This is a genomic window from Anaerococcus tetradius, from assembly GCF_947087635.1.
GTDB lineage: Bacteria > Bacillota > Clostridia > Tissierellales > Peptoniphilaceae > Anaerococcus > Anaerococcus tetradius.
Genome location: NZ_CAMUDP010000004.1, coordinates 65,905 through 87,083, shown reverse-complemented (window position 1 = coordinate 87,083; position 21,179 = coordinate 65,905). Strand labels below are relative to the sequence as shown.

Here is a 21,179-nt window from a genome sequence, read left to right as displayed (position 1 = left end):
ATATTATAACCTATTTGGTAAATTTAGTAAATGGCAGACTGAACAGTATATCACAATCTAGTAATAATTTCAATCCTTCAGACCATTTTTTATGCAGATTCTCTTCTTCAAAATTTCTATTTTGGCATCCTTGCTAGAACCACCGTAATCCCCATCAAGTGACCAGGCTATTTCCTTGTCCGTCCTTATCCTAAATGATGAAGCCTGCCTTAAAATAACCATCTCGTTTTCCTTCCTATTGGTAAGGGCTGATACTATTTTGTTTAAATCAGAAAGGCTATTAGGTTTTTTTACCATTGTTAGCTCGAATATTCCATCATCAAGACCTACATTTTCGCTAATTATATTGGTAAAACCTCCTACTGAATAGGAGTTTGTAACCATAAAGTGAACAAAATCACCTTCGATTTCTTCATCATCAAAATCTATTATGGCATGATTTGCATCCATTGATTGGAGGGGAAGGGCCTTTCTAAGGCCTTCAAAAACATAGGCGCTCCTACCGAAGATATTCTTTAAATCTTGGTCAGTATTGAAAGAAACATCAGAAATCGTTCCAAAGGCTGCCACATAGACAAAGTATTTATCGTCAATCTTTCCTATATCTATCTCTTTTGTGCTATCACTTATAGCAAGCTCTGTGGCATCTTTTATATCTAGTGGAATCTCAAGAGACCTTGCAAAGTCATTAGTAGATCCTGTAGGCAGATATGAAAAACTAGGGCTTATCCCAGCTTTAAGAGCTCCAGAGATTACTTCATCCAAAGTTCCATCACCACCTGAAACCATAATTCTATCAAATTTATAGCCAAGCTCTTCTACAAGTCTTCTTGCATCTCCTGCTTGTTGGGTCGCATAGCTTGTAACAAGATAGCCTTTCGCACTCAAAAAATCCACTATCCAACTAATATAATCAGTAATAATTTGCTGGCCTGAGTTTGGATTATAAATAAATAACAAGTCTTTCATTTTTAGCTCCTAAGAAATAAGTAATCTTTAGGATAACTTTACTATTTATTTAGCTATTTTAAAAGCTTTGATTTGTATATAAAAAATCTAGGCGATTTAGACCTAGATTTTAATTTACTAAGCTACAGAAAGTTTCTTTTTGTGGAAGTATTCTGTGGCAAAATATAGGAGGACTAGCTCAAGGATTACAAAAATAACAAAGATATAATTCATTTCAAAGCTATTTATGCTGACATTTGCTCCCTCATATATACTGGCACTTATAGAATATTGGGCAAATAATTTTATTTGTATAAAATTTTCAATTATCACTAGACAAACCGCTACGAAGGTTGAACCCCATTTGCCAAGTCTTTTGAAATAATAAGAATTTCCAATACTCAAGGCCGCCATCATAGTTAGAGAAATCATTAGCCCGAAGACAAATATAGAAAATATACCCTTGACTGCCACCATATACTGGTCATAAGTCATAAGACTTAGCACATTCTTAATCTCTCTAATAAATCCGGCAAAGTTAATCCATTTGTTGGTTAAGGGTGCTACTAAGAAAATATTTACCATTAAGACAAGGTTCATGAATATTCCCAAAATCGTGTAATTTAGTAGCCTAGCAAGGCTTATTTTTCTTGTACTTGCTGGATAGCTTGAGTAAAGTGCAGCATATTTGCCGTAGAACCTGTCATTATCTCTTAGAACAAGAATTATCAAGCCTATGAAAGGTCCTGCGACTAAGATTGTTATAGATATAGCTGTTATTATGTTAAAACCATCTATTCCCGTAAGATGGGTCAGTTTAAGTCCCGTTAAGGCTCCAATCAAAGGAATAAAAAGCCAAGGTAGAATGGCAAAAAAGTCTTCTTTTAATAATTGTTTGAGTAAGTTTTTCATCTAAATTACCTCCGTAAAGTATTCTTCGACACCCATCTTTTGTTTTTCTCTAATGTCATCTACTCTTTCATTGACTAAAACTCTCGCCTGGTCTATGAAAATTGCCCTATCAAGCACTTTTTCGATTTCTCCTATAAGGTGGGTTGATATTATCAATATCCCCTCGTAGTCAAAGTTATCTATGATTGTTTGAAGGATGATTTTTCTTGATTTTGGATCAATTCCACTCATCGGTTCATCTAAAATATAAATCATAGTTTTTCTTGATAGGCTAAGGGCTATTTGAATCTTATCCTTCATACCCTTAGAACATTCCTTGATTTTTAAATCCATATCTATATCAAAATCACTTATCATCCTTAGAAATTTTTCTTCATCAAAATCCGTAAAGAAATTTTTGTATAATTTAGAAAGCTTACAAATCTTTAGGGAAGGGTCAATTGGCAAGTGGTCTGGCTGATAGGAGATAAAGTTATTTGTTTCTTCTCCTGGATTTTTGCCATTAATCTTAACTTCTCCCAAATAATTTCTCTCAAGACCTGCAAGAATCCTAAGTAGGGTAGTCTTTCCCGAACCATTTTCTCCAAGTAGGCCTACGATTTGCCCCTTATCTAAATTCAAATTTACATGATCTAGGACAGCTCGTCCCTTATAAATCATAGTCAAATCCTTAATCTCTATCATTGCTTATCCTCCCAATAATTTTTTAATAAATCTATTGCCTCATCTTTTTCTAAATTAAGATTTTTTGCCCCATCTATAAAATCATCCGCAAATTTATAAAAGGCCCTATTAGATAATTTATCAATAATCTTTTTATCATCAGTTACAAATCTTCCAGCAGTCCTCCTGCTTTCACATAGACCTTCTCTTTCTAGTTCGCTAAGAGCCCTCTGGACAGTGTTGGGGTTTACTTCATAAGTTTTCGCCAAGTCCCTTACAGGAAGAATCTTTTCTCCTGCCTTCCAATCGCCTACTGATATCTTTATTTTGAAATCATCGACTAGTTGGAGATAGATAGGTCTATTATTATCAAATTCCATCTTAGCTCCTTTCTTAATTTTGTATTATTGTATTATTATCTTAATACAATAATACCACCTCTAGTAAAATACTGCAAATTTTTTTGAAAATTTTTTTATATTATTTTTTTATGTTAAAATAGTGAAAAGGAGAAAGCTATGAAATTAATAATTAACAATCTATCCAAATCTTTCGGCAAGAAGGATGTAATAAAGAATGCTTCCTATACTTTCGATCAAGGAGAAGTCTACGCTCTTTTGGGAAGAAATGGAGCTGGTAAAACCACTCTCTTTAAGCTTATAACTGACTCTCTTAGTAAGGATGAAGGAGAGGTCTTACTTGAAGATAAGGATTCTATAAAGCCTATCGACTTTAAAGATGTTTTCTTTATGGTAAGCGAGCCAGAACTTCCTAAGTTTCTTACTGGCAGGGAATTTATCAGCTTTTTTATTGAAGCCAACCGAGAAAATATTAAAAATTTAGCAAATCTTGACGACTATCTAAGCCTTGTTGACCTTGAAGTTGATGATTCAAATAGACTTATCCAAGATTACTCAACTGGTATGAAAAACAAGCTTCAAATGATTATGTTTTTGATTTTAAAACCAAAGGTCATCCTCATGGATGAGCCTCTTACAAGCCTTGATGTCCTAGTCCAAGTTCAGATGAAAAAAATTATTAGAGAAATCCACAAGGACCATATCATTATTTTCTCAACCCATATCCTCCAACTGGCTAAGGATATTTGCGATAAAATAGTCCTAATTCACGATAAAAAATTAAATCCAGTAGACGGCCTCCTAAAGGATGATCCAAACTTTGAAGATACTATAGTAAGCCTTTTAGCTGGCGATGCTGAGGCAAGTGAAATAAAAAGAATCGAAGATAATTTAGGGGAAGGTCATGAATAAGAGTCTAAGAACTTTTTCCCTAATTAAAAGAATAGACCTCGCCAAGGCAATCAATGGCATGGTCTACTTTATAAGAAAAACTCCCCTCCTGGGTAAATTTTTGGGAGATAAGTATAGGTTTTACGAGTTTAAACAAATCGTCTATATGTTTTATCCACTCTTTGCCCTTATTTGGCAAGTAATTAAATCAGCTCTAGCTTTTGGAGTGGCTATTATTTTTATGATAAATTATAATAAATTTGCTCTAAAAATTTTAGGAAGCAATGAAATCATTATAAATAATATGGCGGGCCTAACTCTTGACGAATATACTGCAAGCCTTCTTGTACCAAGCTTTCTTTATATAGTTATAGGACTTTTTAGAAATATGATTGTCGATAATGGTAATTCCATCCATGAACTTTTCACAAATTTTTCTATGGATGCAAGGGATATTTTCAAAGCCTATCTCTACTACGAACCTATCCTAAGATTTGTGGGAAGGAGCCTAATCTTCGCTATAGCTTTTAAATTCCTAGGTGGACTTTCCCCTATATATTCCCTCGCTATGAGCCTTGCCATCTTATTTATAGAACTAGCTAGTTCTATATTTTGGATGAAGCGAAGTCTACGATATGAAAAAAGTATCTTGGATAGTGCATGGGTTCATTTGTTTGCTATAATAATTTTTCCTCTTTGCTTGTACCTAGGAGATATCTACCTTGCTATACCAGCTAGCTATTTGAGCTTAGGAGTTCTAGTCTTATCCACAGTTGCATTTTGCTTTAGCCTTGCTTTTATGAAAAATTTCAATTCTTATGGGGCTGTAATTGAAAAAGCAAGCAGAAAATATGAACTTAGCATGGATACAATCAAGGACGCTCAGGAAAATCAAATAAAAATCAAAGAAAAAGATCTAGGCCAAGAAAAAGTTAAGGGTGAAGGTTTTAAGAAACTAAATAAGTTATTTTTCCTAAGGCACAAGAGGCTAATCAAAAAGCCAATCCTAATCAAAACTGGTATCCTTGTAGCAGTCGGCCTTGTTATAGTAGCCTTACTGTCCAAATATGGCTATAGTGGCGAAGATAGTTTGAATAAAATTGCCGCCTTTATAATCCCCCTAATCATGTATATGCTATTAAGGCAGGATAATATAATAAGAAGCATGTACCTAAATTGCGACCAAGGCCTTATGCCTTATGGTTTTTATAGGGATAAGAAAAATATCCTAGCCATGTACAAGGAAAGATCTATCTCTCTTTTTAAAATAATGATTATACCAAGCCTTATCCTTATAGCTATCTACCTTCTTGTAGCAAGCTTTGATAAGACAATTGGCCTTAATCAAAAGATTTTAACTATAATCTATATAATCCTCTTAGACTTGTTTTTTGTAAACTTGCCTTTGATGGAATACTATCTCTTCCAACCCTTCAACAGGGAAGGTCAGAAAACTGGAAAAGCTGTTATGCTAATAGACGGACTCGTCTACGCTTCGGTATTTTTCATCCTTCCTCAAATCACAAGAAAGGTTTCTTATGGAGTGTTTTTGATGATTATGTCAATCTTTATCCTAAGCTTCATAGTCCTAAGCCAAGTTTTAATCTATAAATACGCACCAAGGACCTTTAAAATTAGAAACTAAAAAGTCGGTGAGAATAAGCTCACCGACCTTTTTTATATTCTTTGCAAGTCTTTTGTTATTACATTTCTTAGTAGGTAGATGATTATTACAGTTATAACAAATTCTACTGCCAAGTAACTTGCATTATAAATTATTGAATACATCCAAGGATTTTGTCCTTCTGGGGCGTAGGATGCGAAAAATATAGCTCCAGTTAGGGTATGGGCAAGCATCCTTAGGGCAATTCCCAAAAATGTTCCATAGAAAACTGGCTTGATGCTTCTAGTTTTTTCAAACTGGCTGGCAAATATTCCAGCTAGTCCCAAAACTCCAAAGGCTACCGGATAATCGAGTAGGGCTTGGATTGGATGATAGACAGAACCACCAAAAAGCAATTGGATAAAGCCATAAACTGCACCAACGACTATTCCTTGAAGGCTTCCATGTCTTAGGGCAAAGATAATTATAGGTATCATCTCTCCAGCTGTTACTGAGCCTCCTTGGGGCATAGAAAATAATTTTATATAACCTAGCACGAAAGAAAGAGCTATACAAAGTCCTCCTTCGACTAGCATTTTTACTGACCAATTTTTCTTCATAAAAAATACCTCCTTTACACGAATGTTAGCGAGGTATTCACTTACCTCCGCCAGCATTACCTGGATCAGGTTAAGGGTCTTCTCTCAGCCACTGTTTGGCACCCCTAGTGTATATTCATAATATTGTTTTTTCCTGAATTTGCAAATCAAAAGTCCTTGAGGACATCTTTTTTTACGAAACCGATGTTGCCATTGTAATCTACTAAGGCGAAATCTTTATCACTTGGATCTATCATCTTCACTATAGAGCCTTTATCCAGCTTATCGACAGCTGATTTTTTGTCCTTATCCGAATACATTTTAGTATCCTCGCTAATCAGATAAGAAAGTTCGGGACTAAAACTATTGTCTTCACCCCTATAAGTCCTTTCTCTTATCTTTATATCCATTTTTTGGTAGGCTTCATCCTTAGCACATCCTGTAAGGCTTAAAATTATCAGTCCTAAGCCAATTATTTTCTTATTTATCGTAAATCACCCCTAAAACTTTGCAACCCATATCTTCTATGGCCTTGATTTTTCTAATCAATTTTTCCATAGATATATTCTCATTTACTACGACAATCTTGTAGTCCTCATATCTTAAACTTATGATTGGTCCAAGCCCCCTAAGACTAGATTCATTGATTAAAACGTAGTTGTAGGTGTTCTTTAAGTCGAAAATCTTTTCTTCGAAGGCATAGGAGTCGAGGATTCTATCATATTTTTCCCTTAGAATAATAAAATCCATATTCTTATATCTTAAAATTTTGACATCCTCTTCGCTAGATTGGTATTTCTTTTCGACATTTTTATTCTCACCCATAGAGTCGATCAAGCAAAGCCCTAGGGATGTGGACATAGTTTGGGCAAGTTTTTCTGAAAAATCATAGGTCGATTTTTTAGGGTTAATTGAAGTTATACCTATGACAGCATTTTCTGTTAGGTGATTTATAGTCGACTTGGTTGTGTATATACAAGCCTTCTCATCTTCATAAATATTACCCAAGACTCTAAGACCCATATCCTCTATATCTTTCTCATCCCTTATCCTATCTGATAAAATCTCTTTGAGGATGCTTAAAAGAATACCCAAGAGTAGGCCTGCAAAAAGACCAGCCATAGAAAATATTATCCCCTTTGTAAGAGAATATTTTTCAAGCTGTGGTTTTTGTAGGTAATTAATATTATCCATATTGAGAAGTTTTAGGGCATAATTTCTAAATTCTTCTGTAATCAAAGTAAGACAATCCTTAGCCCTATCTGCGTTAGTATCAGAAAAAGTAAAACTAATTACTCCTCCTTGAGGGTTTACATCGTATTCTAAATTAGCCTTAATTTCGGAAGGAGTAAGGACACCTCCCATTTTTTTGCCTACATCTGAATAAAGATCACTTGATTCTAGAAAACCGCTATAAATATTAGCAAGCTTCTCATTTAAAATTATATTGTTATAGCTTATAGCTTGATCCTTACTTTGACCTGTAACCATGAGCATGGCTGTTGACTTATAACTTTTATATTCCTTAATTACTGTCTTATAAAAAACTAGAGCAAATAACAAGATTGCTGGAATAAGGATTAGTAAAATATTTCTTTTTGCCGATTTCAATAATTGTTCTGTAGTAATTTTTCTCATAAGTTCCTCTTTTATTTTAGTGAATGAAGTGCGTTAAGATTGCTGAAGAAAAAGTCATATGTTGGTGCTTTCGCCATCAAAAATCCTGCATAAGGCAAGATGAAGATTATTATAGCCAAAGCTATAAAGAAAAGTCCCAACTTATCATCTAGTTTAGCCTCTTTTATGATTTCCGGTATAAATATCAACTGATAGATTGTAAAGAAATTGCCAAATCTAAAGGCAACAGCAGTTGATGACCTAAAGATTAACAGTACCATAAGGCCAAACCAAATAGCCTTAGAGCTTATCTCTACGAGAGAGTATTTCTCAAAAGTATATTTAGAAAAATACATGATCGAAAATAGAAATAACATCATAGCAAAAACTATCCTCGGGTCATAAAATTTCATAGGAAAGGCAAACATTCCTCCCGAGAATACATAAGTATTTAGCTTGCTAGATATTACCCCTAAGCCAACAGCAGCTGTTATGGCCCCTACTATATTAAATACCACAATAGAAAATACTGATGTAACCAAGGCAAAGCCCATGGTAAATATCTTAATTAAGTTACCAATCCTAAAGTTAATAAGGATGAGGAAGGGTAGGACTATAAGGGCCGACTTGTGAAAGGCTACACTAAAGGCAAAAAAGAAAAGTGCCCTCAGATACTTCTTCTTAGCTAGGAAGAAAGAAGCCAGCATGCTAAGACCAATTGCCGATGCAGTCCTAGATGTTTGCATATCAAATTGGATGAAGATAGGCAAAAATATTATAACTGAAAGGAAGGGGTCAGCTGATTCTTTGATGGTGATGTAGGCTATAGGTAAAATCGAGCATAGATTCATTATAACTATAACCCACTGCCTCGATATGCCAAGCATATTGATAAGAACAGCAAAAAACCTAAAGGCAAATTCTACTGGATAAGTAAAATCAAAAATCTTCCTATAGTCATCCCCCAGGTCTTTTGCAAACCACAAGTAATTGTAGTAATCTCCATCGCCCGAACCTCTTATACCTGCAAAGATGAACATTATTAAGAACATGACCCCACAGGCTATATTCATTTGTTTTTTGTTTTTAAAATCGATGCTCTTGTTTATAAAAAAAAGAAGAAGCTCGATTGTCGTAAATAAGGCAAATCCCATAATATATTCTCTCTTGAATATATTATAACATGAAAAGACCCAAAGACTAAAGAATTTGTGATAGGATTTTACAAAAAAATACACAAATTTATCAGAAAATAAAATTTCCCAAACGAAAACCCCTCCATCCTTCTTTTGGATTTCGGGGTTTAATAACTTGTCTATAAGTATCTTTATCTTAGAGAAACTCTACCAAAGTCACAAGATACCTTTATTGATAAATCAGGATCTTCTGTACTTGTGCTAATTTCATAGCCCTTGCCATCTTGAATCTTGTTGGCAAATTTTTCTGTAATATTTATAGACTTACTTTCAACATTAGCCCTAATTATTCCATCAAAATCGCTAGTATCAACTACCATATTGCCAAAGCCAGACTTTAGTGATATCTCCTTAGTGCTTTTGATATTGAAAACTCTAATAGTTCCAGCATTAGAATTGGCAATTAATTTTGAAGATCCTAGACCATCTACCCTAACATTACCATTAACTGTGGAAATATCAGCATAATCTCCACCTATATTGTAGGCATAGATTGATCCGTTGACATTGTTTATATCTATTGGACCGAACACATTCTTAATATCTATCTTACCATTGACATTAGAAACATTTACAAAAGCCTTAGTATTTATCAAAAGAATCCTACCATTTACAGTATTTAGATCTAGATTATTAAAATCAACATCTGCTATCTCGATTTTTCCGTTAACTTGGTTAATAGAAAGATCATCATAGCTACTAGCTGGTAGGCTTATTTTTAAATCACAAGTAGCTTGTATTAACTTATAGGCTTCATTTAAGTTAATTGATAGCTTATCACCAGCTACTTCTACGTTTAGGAAGTCTGAAAGGTCAGCCTTTTTTGCCCAAACATCTGCCCTAATGACTAAAGAATTATCATCTGACTTGTCAATTTCTATATCACCATTTACTATATCAATATCTATGGTCTTAATCTCATCATCTACCCTAATTTCCTTGTGGGTATTATACTCGCCCTTAAAGTTAAATTGGCTTAAATCCAAAGCTTGATCAAGATCAATGGCTTGGATAGTATCAGTTGCTTTTTTTATAATACTATCAACCGCTCCAGTAATCTTGTTAGTAAGATTATCAGACTTATTCTTATTTGCTCCCAAAGCTCCTAGTAAGTCGCTAGCTTGTTCAACAGTGATCTTTCCTTCTTTTAGCATATTTAAAATCATTTGTTTTTCATCATTCATCTTTAAGCTCCTCTAATAGATTCTTAGCCTTCTCAGCTGTAATTTCACCATTATCTAGCATATTGAGTATATCAATCCTGCCAGCCTTCTTGTCGACCTTACCCCCAAGTTTAGAAACTATTCTGTCGATTCTATTTCTAACTGTAGGATAAGATATGCCTATTTCTTCTCCCACATCCTTAATAGAACCTCTTTTTTGTAAAAATAACTCAATAAATTCTTTATCTTCTTTATCTAATCTTTGAAATTTGTCAATCTCAAACTCGCCTGTAACTTCTGTATAACATGAATTGCATCTATAAGAGGTGATAACCATCTCATCACCACAATTTGGACATTTATTAATCATAAGACCTCCCTTTTGATAAAATTATACTCGCTCTTATATATTTGTAAAGTTAGCTTTGAATATTTTAAAATATACAGTGAAATTATTTAACATATCAATCACAACTTTCAGATGTGTAAGTTTTGCAAATAAAAATCCACAAGTCTCCTTGCGAATTTCATCAAATATATTTCCTATCCCAAAATGATGTTGTAGTCCTTATAAGCCAGATTATTGCATTTATCATGAAGGCTAAAAGCATAGCTAGACCTAAAAGATAGAGTAAATACAAAAAAGAAGGAGTCATTGAAAGGCTCTTTTTCCCTATGCTTACAGGTCCTAGGAGGAGGAAAAAGGCGACAAGCCATTTGATACTTGTCTTTAGATTTTCCTTAAAGTCTGGATATATCCTATGTCTATTTGCATATTTTTTGTTAAAATTATCTCTTCTGATTTTAATTTCTTCTCTTTCTTTGCCAGAAGAGCTTGCGATTAAGGCTGAAAAATAATGTTTCATATCGTCAACCGAGTCGGTGTATTTTCTCAAATTATTTGCTTCTTCTTTGGAAAATCCTCTATTTAAGATTTCCCTTGTAACCATAGCCTTTGATTTATAAGTAAGTCTTTTTTCCCTAAGCCTTCTCAATTCCTCTATACTTCTTGCCTGTTTTATCAACTGATTTGTCCTTAGCTCATAAGTTCTCATAAACTCGAAAGACTTAGTAAAGGAAATTACCAATAAAAGCATTATTATAAATTGGCTTATGATTACTACAAGCTCGCTTGCCTTTAGGAAAGTTACAAGTCCCATAACAAGGCTTGGAATAAGGATTGCCACAAGTATGTAAGCTAAAAGTTTAACTATAGATCTCATTATTTATTACCCTTTCATAGATTTCTACAAGCCTTTTGCCTGTATTTATTATAGATTTATCTTCTGCCTTGGCATAGGCTAGATCACTTAGTGATTTAAGTTTACCCTCGCAAAGACCTATGATTTTTTCCCTAAAATCATCTAGGTTTTTAGCCTTATAGATATTGACTCCATCCTCATAGTCTTTTTCGAAAATTTCTATATCACGAATTATAATGTCCGCCCTAGTTGCCAAGGCTTCCAAGAGGACTATCCCCTCAGTTTCCTCGTGGGTTGGAAAAAGATAAAGGTCAGATCCACTATAGGCAAGTCTTAAATCTTCACTATTTACATAGCCTGGAAATTTTAAATTAGAAGGAGCTTCATCTATTAGCCTTTTGATATTAAGACTCATCAAGGCCCTATCGAGTTTGCCAAACCAGACAAATTCATATTGGGGAAGGCTTTGGGCGAGTTTAATAAAATCATCAATCCCCTTTCTTTTTATAGGAAGGCCTACCGATATAATCGACTTTTTCTTATCATCAAGCTTATATTTTTCGTAAAATATTTTTCTATCACAAGCTTTCTTTTTCCAAAAATCTAGGTCGATTCCATTGGAAACAACCTCAATTTTTTTGCCAAGCTTGTAGCCTTCTAGGATATTTTTGGAATATTCACTGGGCGTAAGGATTAGGTCTCCTTGCTTGTAAGCGTGGATTAGCCACTTCTTGAAAAGCGGAGCTAATTGATTTGAAAAAATAAAGGAATTTCTAAAGTCTTCCATGGTTGAATGGCCATGATAGATTACTTTCTTGCCTTTTTTATGGGCTTTTTTGGCAAAAGATACGGACTTAGGAAAGACTGTATTGATATGGACAAGATCGTAGTCGTCATTTTCATCTAAGGTAAAATCACATCCGACCTTCTTTAGGGCAGATATTTGATGGTCAATAGCCTTGCCTACCCCACTTTCTTTGACCAAGTCATAGTCTTTTGAATATATTAATACTTTAATGCTCATAGTCACTTATTACCTTCTTGTAGATATTCTCACACTTTTGACCAAAGGCCTCTACCGAGAATTTCTCAATGGCGAAGGATCTGGCATTTTTGGATAAGTAGTTTTCAAAATTTTTATTTTCCATTATCTTTTCTAGGCTCCTATTAAAGCCAGCGAAGTCCTCATAGACATAACCGTTGTAGCCATTAATTATCACCCCATCGAGGGCCCCGTCCTTCCTACAAAGGGCTGTTGTTCCATTGGCAAGGGCTTCATAATAGGTAAGGCCTTGGGTTTCTGAAGTTGATCCTGATACAAAAACATCAGCCATTTGGTAGTATTTGTTTACATCCTCGGGGCTTACCATGCCTACAAAATTTACTTCCTTAGCAAAGCCACTAGCAAATTCTTTTAGTTTATCAAGATGAGGGCCTCCACCAACTACATAGAGTTTTATTTTAGGATCATCTAGTCTTTGGTAGTAGTCGATAATCTCTTCTATGTTTTTTTCTTCTCCAATCCTTCCCAAGTAGAGGAGGATTTTCTCGTCTTTTCCGATTGAGAGGAGCTCTCTTGGATTAGTCTTGATGATTTCTGGTATGTGGATACCGGTAGGAACTACATAGATTTTTTCTTCACTTATGCCATATTCCTTTAATAAGTTAGAAGTTTTCTCGCTTGGGGCTATGATTGCATTGCACATATCAGAAAACTTCTTGCTGGCAAGGGCAACTGCCTTCTTGCCCATCCTCTTACTTGCTATAAAATAATGGGTGTAATCCTCATAAATTGTGTGATAGGTATGGACTATAGGAATCTTACATTCGTAGGCTAGGGTCTTTGCCATAATGAAAGTCGAAAATTCACATTGGGAGTGAATTATATCAGGTCCCCATTTTTTTATTTCTTTTATGTAAGTTTTTGATAAGAGATTAGTTACTCTTGCTTCGGGGTAGATTTTTCTTGCTGATAGGCTTCCTATATAGTAAATGTTTCCAGCCCTATATGATTTTATAGTATTAGAAAGAGTCAAGATTTTAACATCGTGGCCCTGTTTTTCTAAATATTCTTTTAAATTTAAAACCGACCTTACTACTCCATTGATAACAGGATAGTACCAGTCGCTAGTGATTAATATTTTCATAAGTACCTCCTTATAAGGATAACATAAATAAAACAATTTACAAAGACTCGTTTAATAATTTATGATTGGTATAATAGAAGCTAGCGAGGTGAAATATGGGAGCATTAATAATTACCGATACCCTACTTTTTGTTTTTAGTATTTATATTGGAGTTTTTCTTATAAACTTCCACTCAGCCTATCCAGAGATGACTGTCGGTTTTCATGTATGGGAAGTCTGCTATTCAAAAAAGACTTGGACCTATGGCAATAAATTAGCTGGCAAAATAGCAATACTTTTAGGAATTGTATTTTTTGCTATAATTTTTCCCCTATGCCTATACATCGGATCAAACAGGACCTATCTTGCCATCCTTATAACAGGACTTGTGGTCTTGTATCTAATCTTATTATTCACCATAGTTAAGCTTTGGATGAGAAAGAAATTCTCCCTTAAAGATAAATAGGTTACTTTTACTTAAAAACCGAAAACATAGGCTTATGTTCTCGGTTCCTTTTTCATTTATCAATTTTATCAAACAAGGAATTAATTTCCATTTTTTGGGAGTAGGGACTAAGCCTTACATATACATCTGCTCCCCTTTTAGAAAAGTCCTCGAAAATTTTCAAATCTTTATCATCTACTGCTACTTGATCAGTAAGGGCCTTTTTTCCTATGGCCATGTGAATTATGCCTATGTTTACTTCTGGAATTTCTATATTTTCTTGGCTGATTTTTTCCAAATCGCTGGCACTATCTACTATGAGAAAGACATCCTCGTCGTAATTTTTAAGAAAAGATCCTACCTCGCCCACCTTTAAATAAAAGGCAGAAATTCCTTCAGGTATGGTAAGGTCCATGACTTTTTTTCTAAAATCATCCAAGCTTACTTCATCATTGGCTATTATTACAGTTTTTGTATCAAGTTCCTTAGACCAAACTTCTACGACCTTGCCATGGGATAGGCGTGAATCTATCCTACAAAGCTTGACTTTACCCACTACATCCTCCTTATATCTTTTATTTCACTCGGATCATCTATAATAAGATTTGGCTTCTCCTTCATAAGTATTGCCTTATCTCTAAAACCCCAAGCACATCCTATTGTAAATATCCCAGCGTTTTTACCGCATTTCATATCGACTTCACTATCACCGAAATAAAGAATATCAGAAAAATCCACTCCAAATCTTTCCTTTATAATAATAATTCCCTCAGCAGATGGTTTTCTCTTGTAACTTTCCTTATAGCCCAAAATAAAATCAAAGTAATCTTTGCCAAAAACAGCCTTTATCACCTTATTAGAGGTTGAATCTGGCTTGTTGGAAAAGCAAGTAATAATTTCTCCTCTTTTTTTGATGGCATCTAAGCTTTCCCTAATCCCATCATAAGGTTTTAATAGGTAGGTCGGATCATCGTCATAGGCCTTATTGTAGAAATCCAAGATTTCTTTTCTGTAACGAGAATCAGGGTCTGCCCCAACAAAATGCAAAGTTTTTTCTATCAAAACAACTGGCCCATTTCCGACAAACTCCCTAACCTTAGTCTTGGAAATTTCTCCTAGCTTATATTTTTCTAAAGTCTTGTTTATATAAAAATTTATTGACTCTATTGTATTTAACAAAGTTCCATCTATATCAAATATATACATAATCTCTCCTCGTATCTCTTCTCTATCACTCTACCTGTTTTTTATTGATTTTGTTATAAAAATTTATATTCATTTACCGATTGGGTATAATAGAATAAAGTAAATTAAATCGAGGAGATTATGAAAGAATATAGAAATTTAAGTCTGCTTAGTGATTTTTATGAATTTACTATGGCAAACGCTTATTTTAATAATGGTATGAAAGATACCACAGCAATATTCGATGCCTATTATAGAAAAAATCCAGATGGAGCAGGTTTTTCGATTTTTGCTGGACTAAATGACATAATTTCTTATGTCAAAAACCTAAGCTTTAGTGATGAGGATATCGAGTATTTTAGAGAAAACTCAGATTTTTCCGAGGGCTTTCTTGAATATTTGAGAAATTTCAAATTCACAGGTGATATTTGGGCCTTCCCTGAAGGATCTGTTATGTTTCCAAACGAGCCTATAGTTACTGTCAAAGCTCCAATTATCGAATGTTCCATATTAGAAACTTATCTACTCCTATCAATGAACTTCAATTCCCTAGTTGCTACAAAGACAAATAGGATTGTAAGGGCAGCAGGAAATAGATTAGTTATGGAATTTGGTGCAAGACGTGCCCAAGGGGCTGACGCTTCTATTAATGGAGCAAGAGCAGCCTATATTGGTGGAGCACCTATTACAAGTAACACTTACTCAGCCAAAAAATACAATTTTAAGGCTGGAGGAACTATGGCCCACTCTTGGATTCAAGCCTTCCCTAGTGAGTACGAAGCCTTTAAGACTTATGCCAAAGCCTATCCAAACAATTGTATCCTTCTAATAGATACCTACGATACCCTTCACTCAGGTCTTCCTAATGCCATGAGAGTCTTTAGAGAAGAGCTTGTGCCAAAGGGAATTTCTGGAGGAGTTAGAATAGATTCAGGCGACTTGGCCTACCTATCTAAGGAAATTAGAAAAATCTTGGATGAAAATGGCTTTACTGATGCCAAAATCGTAGCAAGTAACTCCCTAGATGAATTTAAAATCGAATCCCTCCTTTCCCAAGGAGCAAGAATCGACTCTTTCGGTATAGGCGAAAGACTAATAACTGCCAAGTCAGACCCAGTCTTTGGTGGAGTTTATAAGCTTGTCGGAATTGAAGTCGATGGAAATATCCAAGCAAAGATCAAGGTTTCTGAGAATGTAGAAAAAATTACAACCCCAGGCGAAAAGAGAGTTTACAGGCTCTATGACAAAAAAACTGGCAAGGCTGAAGCTGATTATATAGCACTTGATAATGAAATAGTCGATGACTCAAAGCCAATGGTAATCTTTGATCCTCTCTTTACTTGGAAGATGAAGAGGATGGAAGACTACACAGCCCGCAAGATGCAGGTAAAAGTTTTCGAAGCTGGTAAGTTAATATACGAAAATCCAAGTCTTGATGAAATAGCGACCTACTCCAAAGCCGAAGTAGCTAGCCTTTGGGATGAGGTTAAAAGATTCGACCAACCTCACAACTACTATGTCGACCTTTCCCAAGAACTCTGGAACTTAAAACAAAACTTAATACTTGAAGCAAAAAGAAAATAAAAAAATCGGAGCTTATGTAGGTCTTACACAAGCTCCTTTTTCATGCTTAATTTAATTGCTAGCTTCCTTTAAGGCTTCCTTAGCTAAAACATAGCCACCTATTAGGCCTGCTTCATTGCCTAACTCTGGGAAAACTATATAGTCATCCGCCCTAGGGATATCTATATATTTATTGTCTAGCTTATCAAATTCACGTCTTATTTTTTCAATCATGCCTTCCTTATTGGCAACTCCACCCCCTATTATAATTATATGAGGTCTTAGAATCATAGTTATACTCATTAGTCCCTTGCTTATATATTTGGCTAGGATATCAAAGGCCGGATCGTCCTTATCTAGATTTTCTCCCCTATCCCCTGACCTTAGTTCGAGGGCTGGCCCTGCACAAAGTCCTTCAAAGCAAGAATCGTGGAAGTCGCAGAAACTTTTAACTTCATCATCTTTTTCTCTTGCTATTTCTATATGGCCCATCTCTGGATGAGAGAAGCCTTGAAGCAAGACACCATCTTGGATATAAGATCCACCTACGCCAGTTCCTATTGTTATATAAACAGAAGATCTCTTATCCTTAGCTGCTCCGTACTCATATTCGCCTATTCCACTTGCCCCAACATCCGTTGTAAAGCCCATAGGAAGGTCTATTTCCTTTTTGATTGAACCCAAGAGATCAAAATTTCTCCAAAGTTTTTTAGGAGTTTCCAAGACATAACCGTAGGTCTTTGACTCTTTATCCACATCTATAGGGCCGAAGGCTCCTATGCCTATGCTTTTTACAGGATTTCCCCTTAAAAATTCCACAACTTCCTTCATATTTTCTTCTGGATTTCCTGTCTTGATCCTAATTTCTTTTACAATATTACCCAAGTCATCTAACACTGCACATCTAATTTTCGTTCCGCCTAATTCAATTGATCCGTACATACTTTCTCCTTTTTATCCTTGCGATCTAAAATCATAATAAGTTATTATGAGGGATGCTTCTGGCTTAAAGCCTCATAGATTCCTTCCAAAACCCTGGAAGTCTTAACCCCTATTTGCTCATAGCTATCTAGGCTTGATTCTTTAAGAACTGAAATCTTACAAGCCAAACTTTTATCATAAAACTCTCTTGCCCCAAGAAAATCTTCATCAATTGCTAATCTTACTGCCTTTAATAAGTAGCTTAGGGCTGTAAAAAAGCAATCAACCTCCCTAAATAGACTCTGATTTGTATAATTTTTATAATAAGAATCTATAGCAGCAAGCTTTCTATCAAGTAAGGCCTTCAACTTTTCAAAATCTCCTTTTTTGTAGGCTTCGTTGATTTGTGCATCTTCTAAATATTTTTTACCTTCAAACTTATCGTAGACGCCTGAGCCAAAAAAAGAGTCCGCAATTATAAAAAGCTCATGGCAAACGGCCTTATCTAGGTAGGAAAGGGCTTTTTTGAAAGATTCTATAGGCTCATAGCCTTCTGGATCTTTTATAAAATCCTCTATTTGATAAATTTCAAGCTTGCTTAACTCTGCTTGATTCATAGGATTAGATAGGATTGATTCACAATTTAGGTCGGTCGAATCATAAAACTCAAAGACCTCCATAAAAATTTGATCTCTTAGATAATCATTGACTGGCCAGTTGAACCAAATATTTGCCTTCTTTCCACTTAATTTCATAAAGCTATCGTTAGATGACCTAGAAAGAGGAACTACTACATGAGAACCTGTCCACATTATAGATAAATTGTCCAAGTCCCTAAAAATCTTATGATATTCTTCTCCCTTTTCATCAGTCCAAGCGCCGTTATACCAAGGATGGACAAAAAGCAAGTTCTTATTTTCAAAAGATTCTATATGTTTTAGGATATCCTTAACCATTCTTAAATGTTCATATCTTTGTTCATAGGCAAGATCCCTGTCAATATCATCCATACAAAGGGCAAAAGATTTTACACCAGCCTCATGAAGGCTATCATATTTAGCAAAAAGCCTCGCCATTTCTTCTTCATAAAAGTTAAAATCAATCAAGTTTTGTCCAGGATGGATTGCCCAAACGAAGTCTATACCTTTTTTCTCGGAAAGGCTTTTAAGTTTACTAATCTCAGCTAATTTATCATCCGGATAAGCTTCTCTCCACTTAATATTGTGGTAGGGATCATCCTTTGGCGCATAGACGTACTGATTCATTCCGATGGCAGAAAGAAATTCTATCATCGACATTCTTTCTTCAAAGCTCCATGGAATCCCATAGAAGCCTTCAATAACTCCTCTTTTTTCTAGCATAATTACTCCTCTTCCAATAAAGTAGTCGGATAGGACTCTATAAGGCTAAGTTCTCCTTTGATTTCAAATTTATCGCAAAATTTGCTAAGTATAAAAAAATCACCCTTTTTTATCCCATAAGACCTGCCATCTATATATATTTCTCCTTTTCCATCTACGAGACTAAAAAGACTATAAGGCTTATCCTTAGTGAACTTATTTTTTCCCCTAAGCTTGTATTCAAGAACAGAAAAATATTCATTTTCCGTCAAAATCCTTCCCCTCATATTAGCTTGGCCGAAGGATTTAATCTCAGTGTCATTTTCATTTATCTTTATTGCTTCTTTGGCCTTATCTAGGTGAAGCTCTCTTAGCAAGCCATCCTTATCTGTCCTATCATAATCATAAAGCCTATAGGTCAAATCACTGGCCTGTTGGATTTCAAGAATTAAGGAGCCCTTTTTTATAGCATGGACAGTGCCCGCCTTAACAAAGAAAAAGTCTCCCTTTTTTGTAGGAACTTCCCTAAGTAGGTCTTTCCATCTTCTCTCATCAATTAATTTTAAAGCAAGATTCTTATCCCTTGTCTTTAGCCCATAGATTATTGAAGCAGCTTTTTCATTTAAGATATACCAACATTCGGTCTTTCCCCTAGAATTTTCAAGCCTTTGGGCCATTTCATCATCTGGATGAACTTGGATGGATAAGTCGTCATTGGCATCTATTATCTTTACTAGGAGGGGGAAAGTTTCTTCCTTAGGATTTCCAAAAAGCTCCTTGTGATTTTTATAGACCTCTTCTAAGCTTTCACCTTTGAATTGCCCATTTTTAATTACAGAACTCATATCTCCCATAGCCGATATGGCCCAATACTCTCCCGTCTTATCTGATGGGATTTCATAAAACTGTCTAAGCTTACTTCCTCCCCAGATTTTTTCTCTGAATTTACCTTCCAAAAATAGAATTTTTTCCATCAATTCCCTCCTTACTCTTTCTTACTTCTATATTATTATAAATCTTAAAAAAAGTAAAAGAAAAAGGACCCTAAGGTCCAAGATTTCTATTTAGCAAGAGAGCCCATAGGATCCCATGGTTTTAGGTGGATTGGTTCTTTCTCCCAAGCCTTTTTTTGATCATCGGTTAGATATTTCTTATCAACAGCTATTTGATACATATATTCATTAAACCACTCATCGCTCATTACGAGATAGCCCTTGTTGCCTGCACGATCTCCCCAAGAGTTTTCTATTTTCCATCTTATAGGATTACCCTCATCATCAAGGTCAACTCCAGTAAAGACCATAGCGTGAGTCATAAGACTTTCTGAATAATCTAGTCTATCTTCCTTGGTCATAGCAAAGTCTAGACCGAATAACTCTTCTAGCTTGAAGGCCTTGGTTGATAGGATTCCTTCTTTTCTTACAAAGCTTTGGCCAACATCACAACCCATCCATACAGGATATCCATCTTCAAGTTGTCTGATAGCTGCTTTTTTTAACTCATCAATAGGAAGGTTTAAGTATTTGACAGGCTTACCTTCGCAAACATTGCCGAGATAATCAACTGTGAAGGTTTCATTAAATGGCTTATCAGCTGTTGGGGCATTGATTAGGGATACGAAATCATCTATGTTCATCTTCACATATTTATCGAAAAATTCCTTAGGGCTTAGGTTCTTATCGCAGATATAATTGTCATCCTTATCCCTTGCTTCAAAGTCTATTGTCTTTGGTGGAGTTCCAAGGATAAGAGTTAGAGCCCTATATATATCCTCATTAAAGCCATCTTTCATCTTTTCTAATTCTTCTAGGCTTTTGCCCTCTTGGTGAGCCTTTCTCAAATCTTTGGCAAAAGACCTCAACATCTTTGTAAGATAGGAGTCCATTTCCCTTGTAGCTGATGAAGCATTTACTTCAGGCATGGCATATTTTGGGACAACTCCATATTTGTTAACCAAATTTACAAACATATCCCATTGACCACCATCTCCCAAAGGATCAGCAAGGATATGTTTTACAAGTCTTCCTTGGAGGTCCTCATCCAAGGTTTTGATAATTGATTCTAGAAAATAGTTGCTCTTTTCTAGCTTATCAAAAAATAAAGGATAAGCTTGAGAAAGCTCAAAGGTTTCGAGCTTTAAGTCTTTTATAATCCTATATCTCATAGTATTTAGGGCAGAAAACATCCAACAACGACCAGATTGCTTTTGATCTGTAATTTCCCCTTGCTTTAGCTCAAGTGAAAATGAGTGACGCATATCTTTGATTACATCAGGATCTAGGACAGATTCTGTAATGCCATTTCTTGTAACTGCACTTTGACCTATAACATTGGCCCTGTCGGCATAAAATTTCTTATCTAAGTCTTTAAATTTTTCTTTATTAATCATTTTTTCACCTCTATATTATTTTACCTAAAAGAATAATAATTGATAGTTATTATTAG

The 21,179-nt window shown here is 35.0% G+C and carries 23 protein-coding genes and 1 riboswitch; of the genes, 4 read left to right on the top strand and 19 right to left on the bottom strand.

All coding sequences use genetic code 11. The annotated features are described in order from the left end of the window. Positions 1–69 precede the first annotated feature (69 nt). The 4 genes from P6936_RS02280 to P6936_RS02265 all read right to left on the bottom strand — a co-directional run bounded on the left by P6936_RS02280 (position 70) and on the right by P6936_RS02265 (position 2,903). Positions 70–969 carry a diacylglycerol/lipid kinase family protein gene (locus P6936_RS02280; RefSeq protein WP_004837594.1) on the bottom strand — a complete coding sequence of 300 codons (900 nt, stop codon included), beginning with the start codon at positions 967–969 and terminating at the stop codon, positions 70–72. A 117-nt stretch (positions 970–1,086) separates the two neighbouring features. Next, positions 1,087–1,860 (bottom strand): hypothetical protein, encoded by a 774-nt coding sequence (locus tag P6936_RS02275; protein WP_276864064.1) that lies wholly within the window; start codon positions 1,858–1,860, stop codon positions 1,087–1,089. Then, positions 1,861–2,544, bottom strand: coding sequence for an ATP-binding cassette domain-containing protein (locus P6936_RS02270; RefSeq protein ID WP_060929713.1), 684 nt, complete (start codon positions 2,542–2,544; stop codon positions 1,861–1,863). Further along, positions 2,541–2,903 carry a GntR family transcriptional regulator gene (locus P6936_RS02265; protein WP_060929714.1) on the bottom strand — a complete coding sequence of 121 codons (363 nt, stop codon included), beginning with the start codon at positions 2,901–2,903 and terminating at the stop codon, positions 2,541–2,543. Before P6936_RS02265 ends, P6936_RS02270 begins: the two co-directional genes overlap by 4 nt. 138 nt (positions 2,904–3,041) lie before the next feature. Between P6936_RS02265 and P6936_RS02260 the strand changes: the two genes are divergently transcribed. After that, positions 3,042–3,794 (top strand): ATP-binding cassette domain-containing protein, encoded by a 753-nt coding sequence (locus tag P6936_RS02260; RefSeq protein WP_060929715.1) that lies wholly within the window; start codon positions 3,042–3,044, stop codon positions 3,792–3,794. Continuing rightward, complete coding sequence (locus tag P6936_RS02255; protein ID WP_060929716.1) at positions 3,787–5,418, top strand: hypothetical protein; 1,632 nt, start codon at positions 3,787–3,789, stop codon at positions 5,416–5,418. Before P6936_RS02260 ends, P6936_RS02255 begins: the two co-directional genes overlap by 8 nt. Before the next feature lie 32 nt (positions 5,419–5,450). Here P6936_RS02255 and thiT read toward each other — a convergent pair whose 3' ends face one another. The 9 genes from thiT to P6936_RS02210 form a co-directional block, all read right to left on the bottom strand. Continuing rightward, positions 5,451–5,996: an energy-coupled thiamine transporter ThiT gene (gene thiT, locus P6936_RS02250; protein ID WP_004837588.1), complete on the bottom strand. Its 546-nt coding sequence runs from the start codon at positions 5,994–5,996 to the stop codon at positions 5,451–5,453. Between the two features lie 25 nt (positions 5,997–6,021). Then, positions 6,022–6,112: riboswitch (TPP riboswitch) on the bottom strand. Positions 6,113–6,142: 30 nt separating this feature from the next. After that, positions 6,143–6,385 (bottom strand): hypothetical protein, encoded by a 243-nt coding sequence (locus P6936_RS02245; protein ID WP_276880717.1) that lies wholly within the window; start codon positions 6,383–6,385, stop codon positions 6,143–6,145. Between the two features lie 70 nt (positions 6,386–6,455). Beyond that, a complete protein-coding gene (locus tag P6936_RS02240) occupies positions 6,456–7,613 on the bottom strand; it encodes a YveK family protein (protein WP_276880716.1) in 1,158 nt (385 codons plus the stop codon). An 11-nt stretch (positions 7,614–7,624) separates the two neighbouring features. Next, positions 7,625–8,746 carry an EpsG family protein gene (locus P6936_RS02235; RefSeq protein WP_060929719.1) on the bottom strand — a complete coding sequence of 374 codons (1,122 nt, stop codon included), beginning with the start codon at positions 8,744–8,746 and terminating at the stop codon, positions 7,625–7,627. A gap of 173 nt (positions 8,747–8,919) precedes the next feature. Beyond that, positions 8,920–9,972: a DUF4097 family beta strand repeat-containing protein gene (locus tag P6936_RS02230; protein ID WP_060929720.1), complete on the bottom strand. Its 1,053-nt coding sequence runs from the start codon at positions 9,970–9,972 to the stop codon at positions 8,920–8,922. After that, positions 9,965–10,321, bottom strand: coding sequence for a DUF2089 domain-containing protein (locus P6936_RS02225; protein ID WP_276880715.1), 357 nt, complete (start codon positions 10,319–10,321; stop codon positions 9,965–9,967). Before P6936_RS02225 ends, P6936_RS02230 begins: the two co-directional genes overlap by 8 nt. A 160-nt stretch (positions 10,322–10,481) precedes the next feature. After that, positions 10,482–11,174, bottom strand: a complete 693-nt coding sequence (locus P6936_RS02220) for a hypothetical protein (protein ID WP_060929721.1) — start codon at positions 11,172–11,174, stop codon at positions 10,482–10,484. Beyond that, positions 11,158–12,171 carry a glycosyltransferase family 4 protein gene (locus P6936_RS02215; RefSeq protein ID WP_060929733.1) on the bottom strand — a complete coding sequence of 338 codons (1,014 nt, stop codon included), beginning with the start codon at positions 12,169–12,171 and terminating at the stop codon, positions 11,158–11,160. Before P6936_RS02215 ends, P6936_RS02220 begins: the two co-directional genes overlap by 17 nt. Then, positions 12,167–13,300 carry a glycosyltransferase gene (locus tag P6936_RS02210; RefSeq protein WP_060929722.1) on the bottom strand — a complete coding sequence of 378 codons (1,134 nt, stop codon included), beginning with the start codon at positions 13,298–13,300 and terminating at the stop codon, positions 12,167–12,169. Before P6936_RS02210 ends, P6936_RS02215 begins: the two co-directional genes overlap by 5 nt. A gap of 95 nt (positions 13,301–13,395) precedes the next feature. Between P6936_RS02210 and P6936_RS02205 the strand changes: the two genes are divergently transcribed. Beyond that, positions 13,396–13,746 carry an SdpI family protein gene (locus P6936_RS02205; RefSeq protein WP_060929723.1) on the top strand — a complete coding sequence of 117 codons (351 nt, stop codon included), beginning with the start codon at positions 13,396–13,398 and terminating at the stop codon, positions 13,744–13,746. Between the two features lie 52 nt (positions 13,747–13,798). Here the strand turns inward: P6936_RS02205 and P6936_RS02200 are convergent, their stop codons facing one another. Together P6936_RS02200 and P6936_RS02195 are read right to left on the bottom strand one after the other, a co-directional pair. Continuing rightward, complete coding sequence (locus P6936_RS02200) at positions 13,799–14,281, bottom strand: PTS system mannose/fructose/N-acetylgalactosamine-transporter subunit IIB (protein ID WP_004837578.1); 483 nt, start codon at positions 14,279–14,281, stop codon at positions 13,799–13,801. Further along, positions 14,281–14,931, bottom strand: coding sequence for an HAD family hydrolase (locus tag P6936_RS02195; protein WP_276880714.1), 651 nt, complete (start codon positions 14,929–14,931; stop codon positions 14,281–14,283). Before P6936_RS02195 ends, P6936_RS02200 begins: the two co-directional genes overlap by 1 nt. A 120-nt stretch (positions 14,932–15,051) precedes the next feature. Here P6936_RS02195 and P6936_RS02190 point away from each other — a divergent pair, with 120 nt between their 5' ends. After that, positions 15,052–16,494 carry a nicotinate phosphoribosyltransferase gene (locus P6936_RS02190; RefSeq protein WP_060929725.1) on the top strand — a complete coding sequence of 481 codons (1,443 nt, stop codon included), beginning with the start codon at positions 15,052–15,054 and terminating at the stop codon, positions 16,492–16,494. A gap of 51 nt (positions 16,495–16,545) precedes the next feature. On the opposite strand, the gene P6936_RS02185 is transcribed toward P6936_RS02190, so the two are convergent. The 4 genes from P6936_RS02185 to P6936_RS02170 all read right to left on the bottom strand — a co-directional run bounded on the left by P6936_RS02185 (position 16,546) and on the right by P6936_RS02170 (position 21,123). After that, the gene (locus tag P6936_RS02185) at positions 16,546–17,415 is read right to left on the bottom strand and encodes an ROK family protein (protein ID WP_276880713.1); all 870 of its coding nucleotides are present in this window, start codon (positions 17,413–17,415) and stop codon (positions 16,546–16,548) included. A gap of 44 nt (positions 17,416–17,459) precedes the next feature. Further along, on the bottom strand, positions 17,460–18,755 hold the full coding sequence (locus P6936_RS02180) for a beta-N-acetylglucosaminidase domain-containing protein (RefSeq protein WP_276880712.1): 1,296 nt from the start codon (positions 18,753–18,755) through the stop codon (positions 17,460–17,462). 2 nt (positions 18,756–18,757) lie between these two features. After that, positions 18,758–19,708 (bottom strand): mannose-6-phosphate isomerase, class I, encoded by a 951-nt coding sequence (gene manA, locus P6936_RS02175; RefSeq protein WP_276880711.1) that lies wholly within the window; start codon positions 19,706–19,708, stop codon positions 18,758–18,760. Positions 19,709–19,794: 86 nt separating this feature from the next. After that, positions 19,795–21,123, bottom strand: a complete 1,329-nt coding sequence (locus tag P6936_RS02170) for an aminopeptidase C (protein WP_276880710.1) — start codon at positions 21,121–21,123, stop codon at positions 19,795–19,797. Between the last annotated feature and the right edge of the window lie 56 nt (positions 21,124–21,179).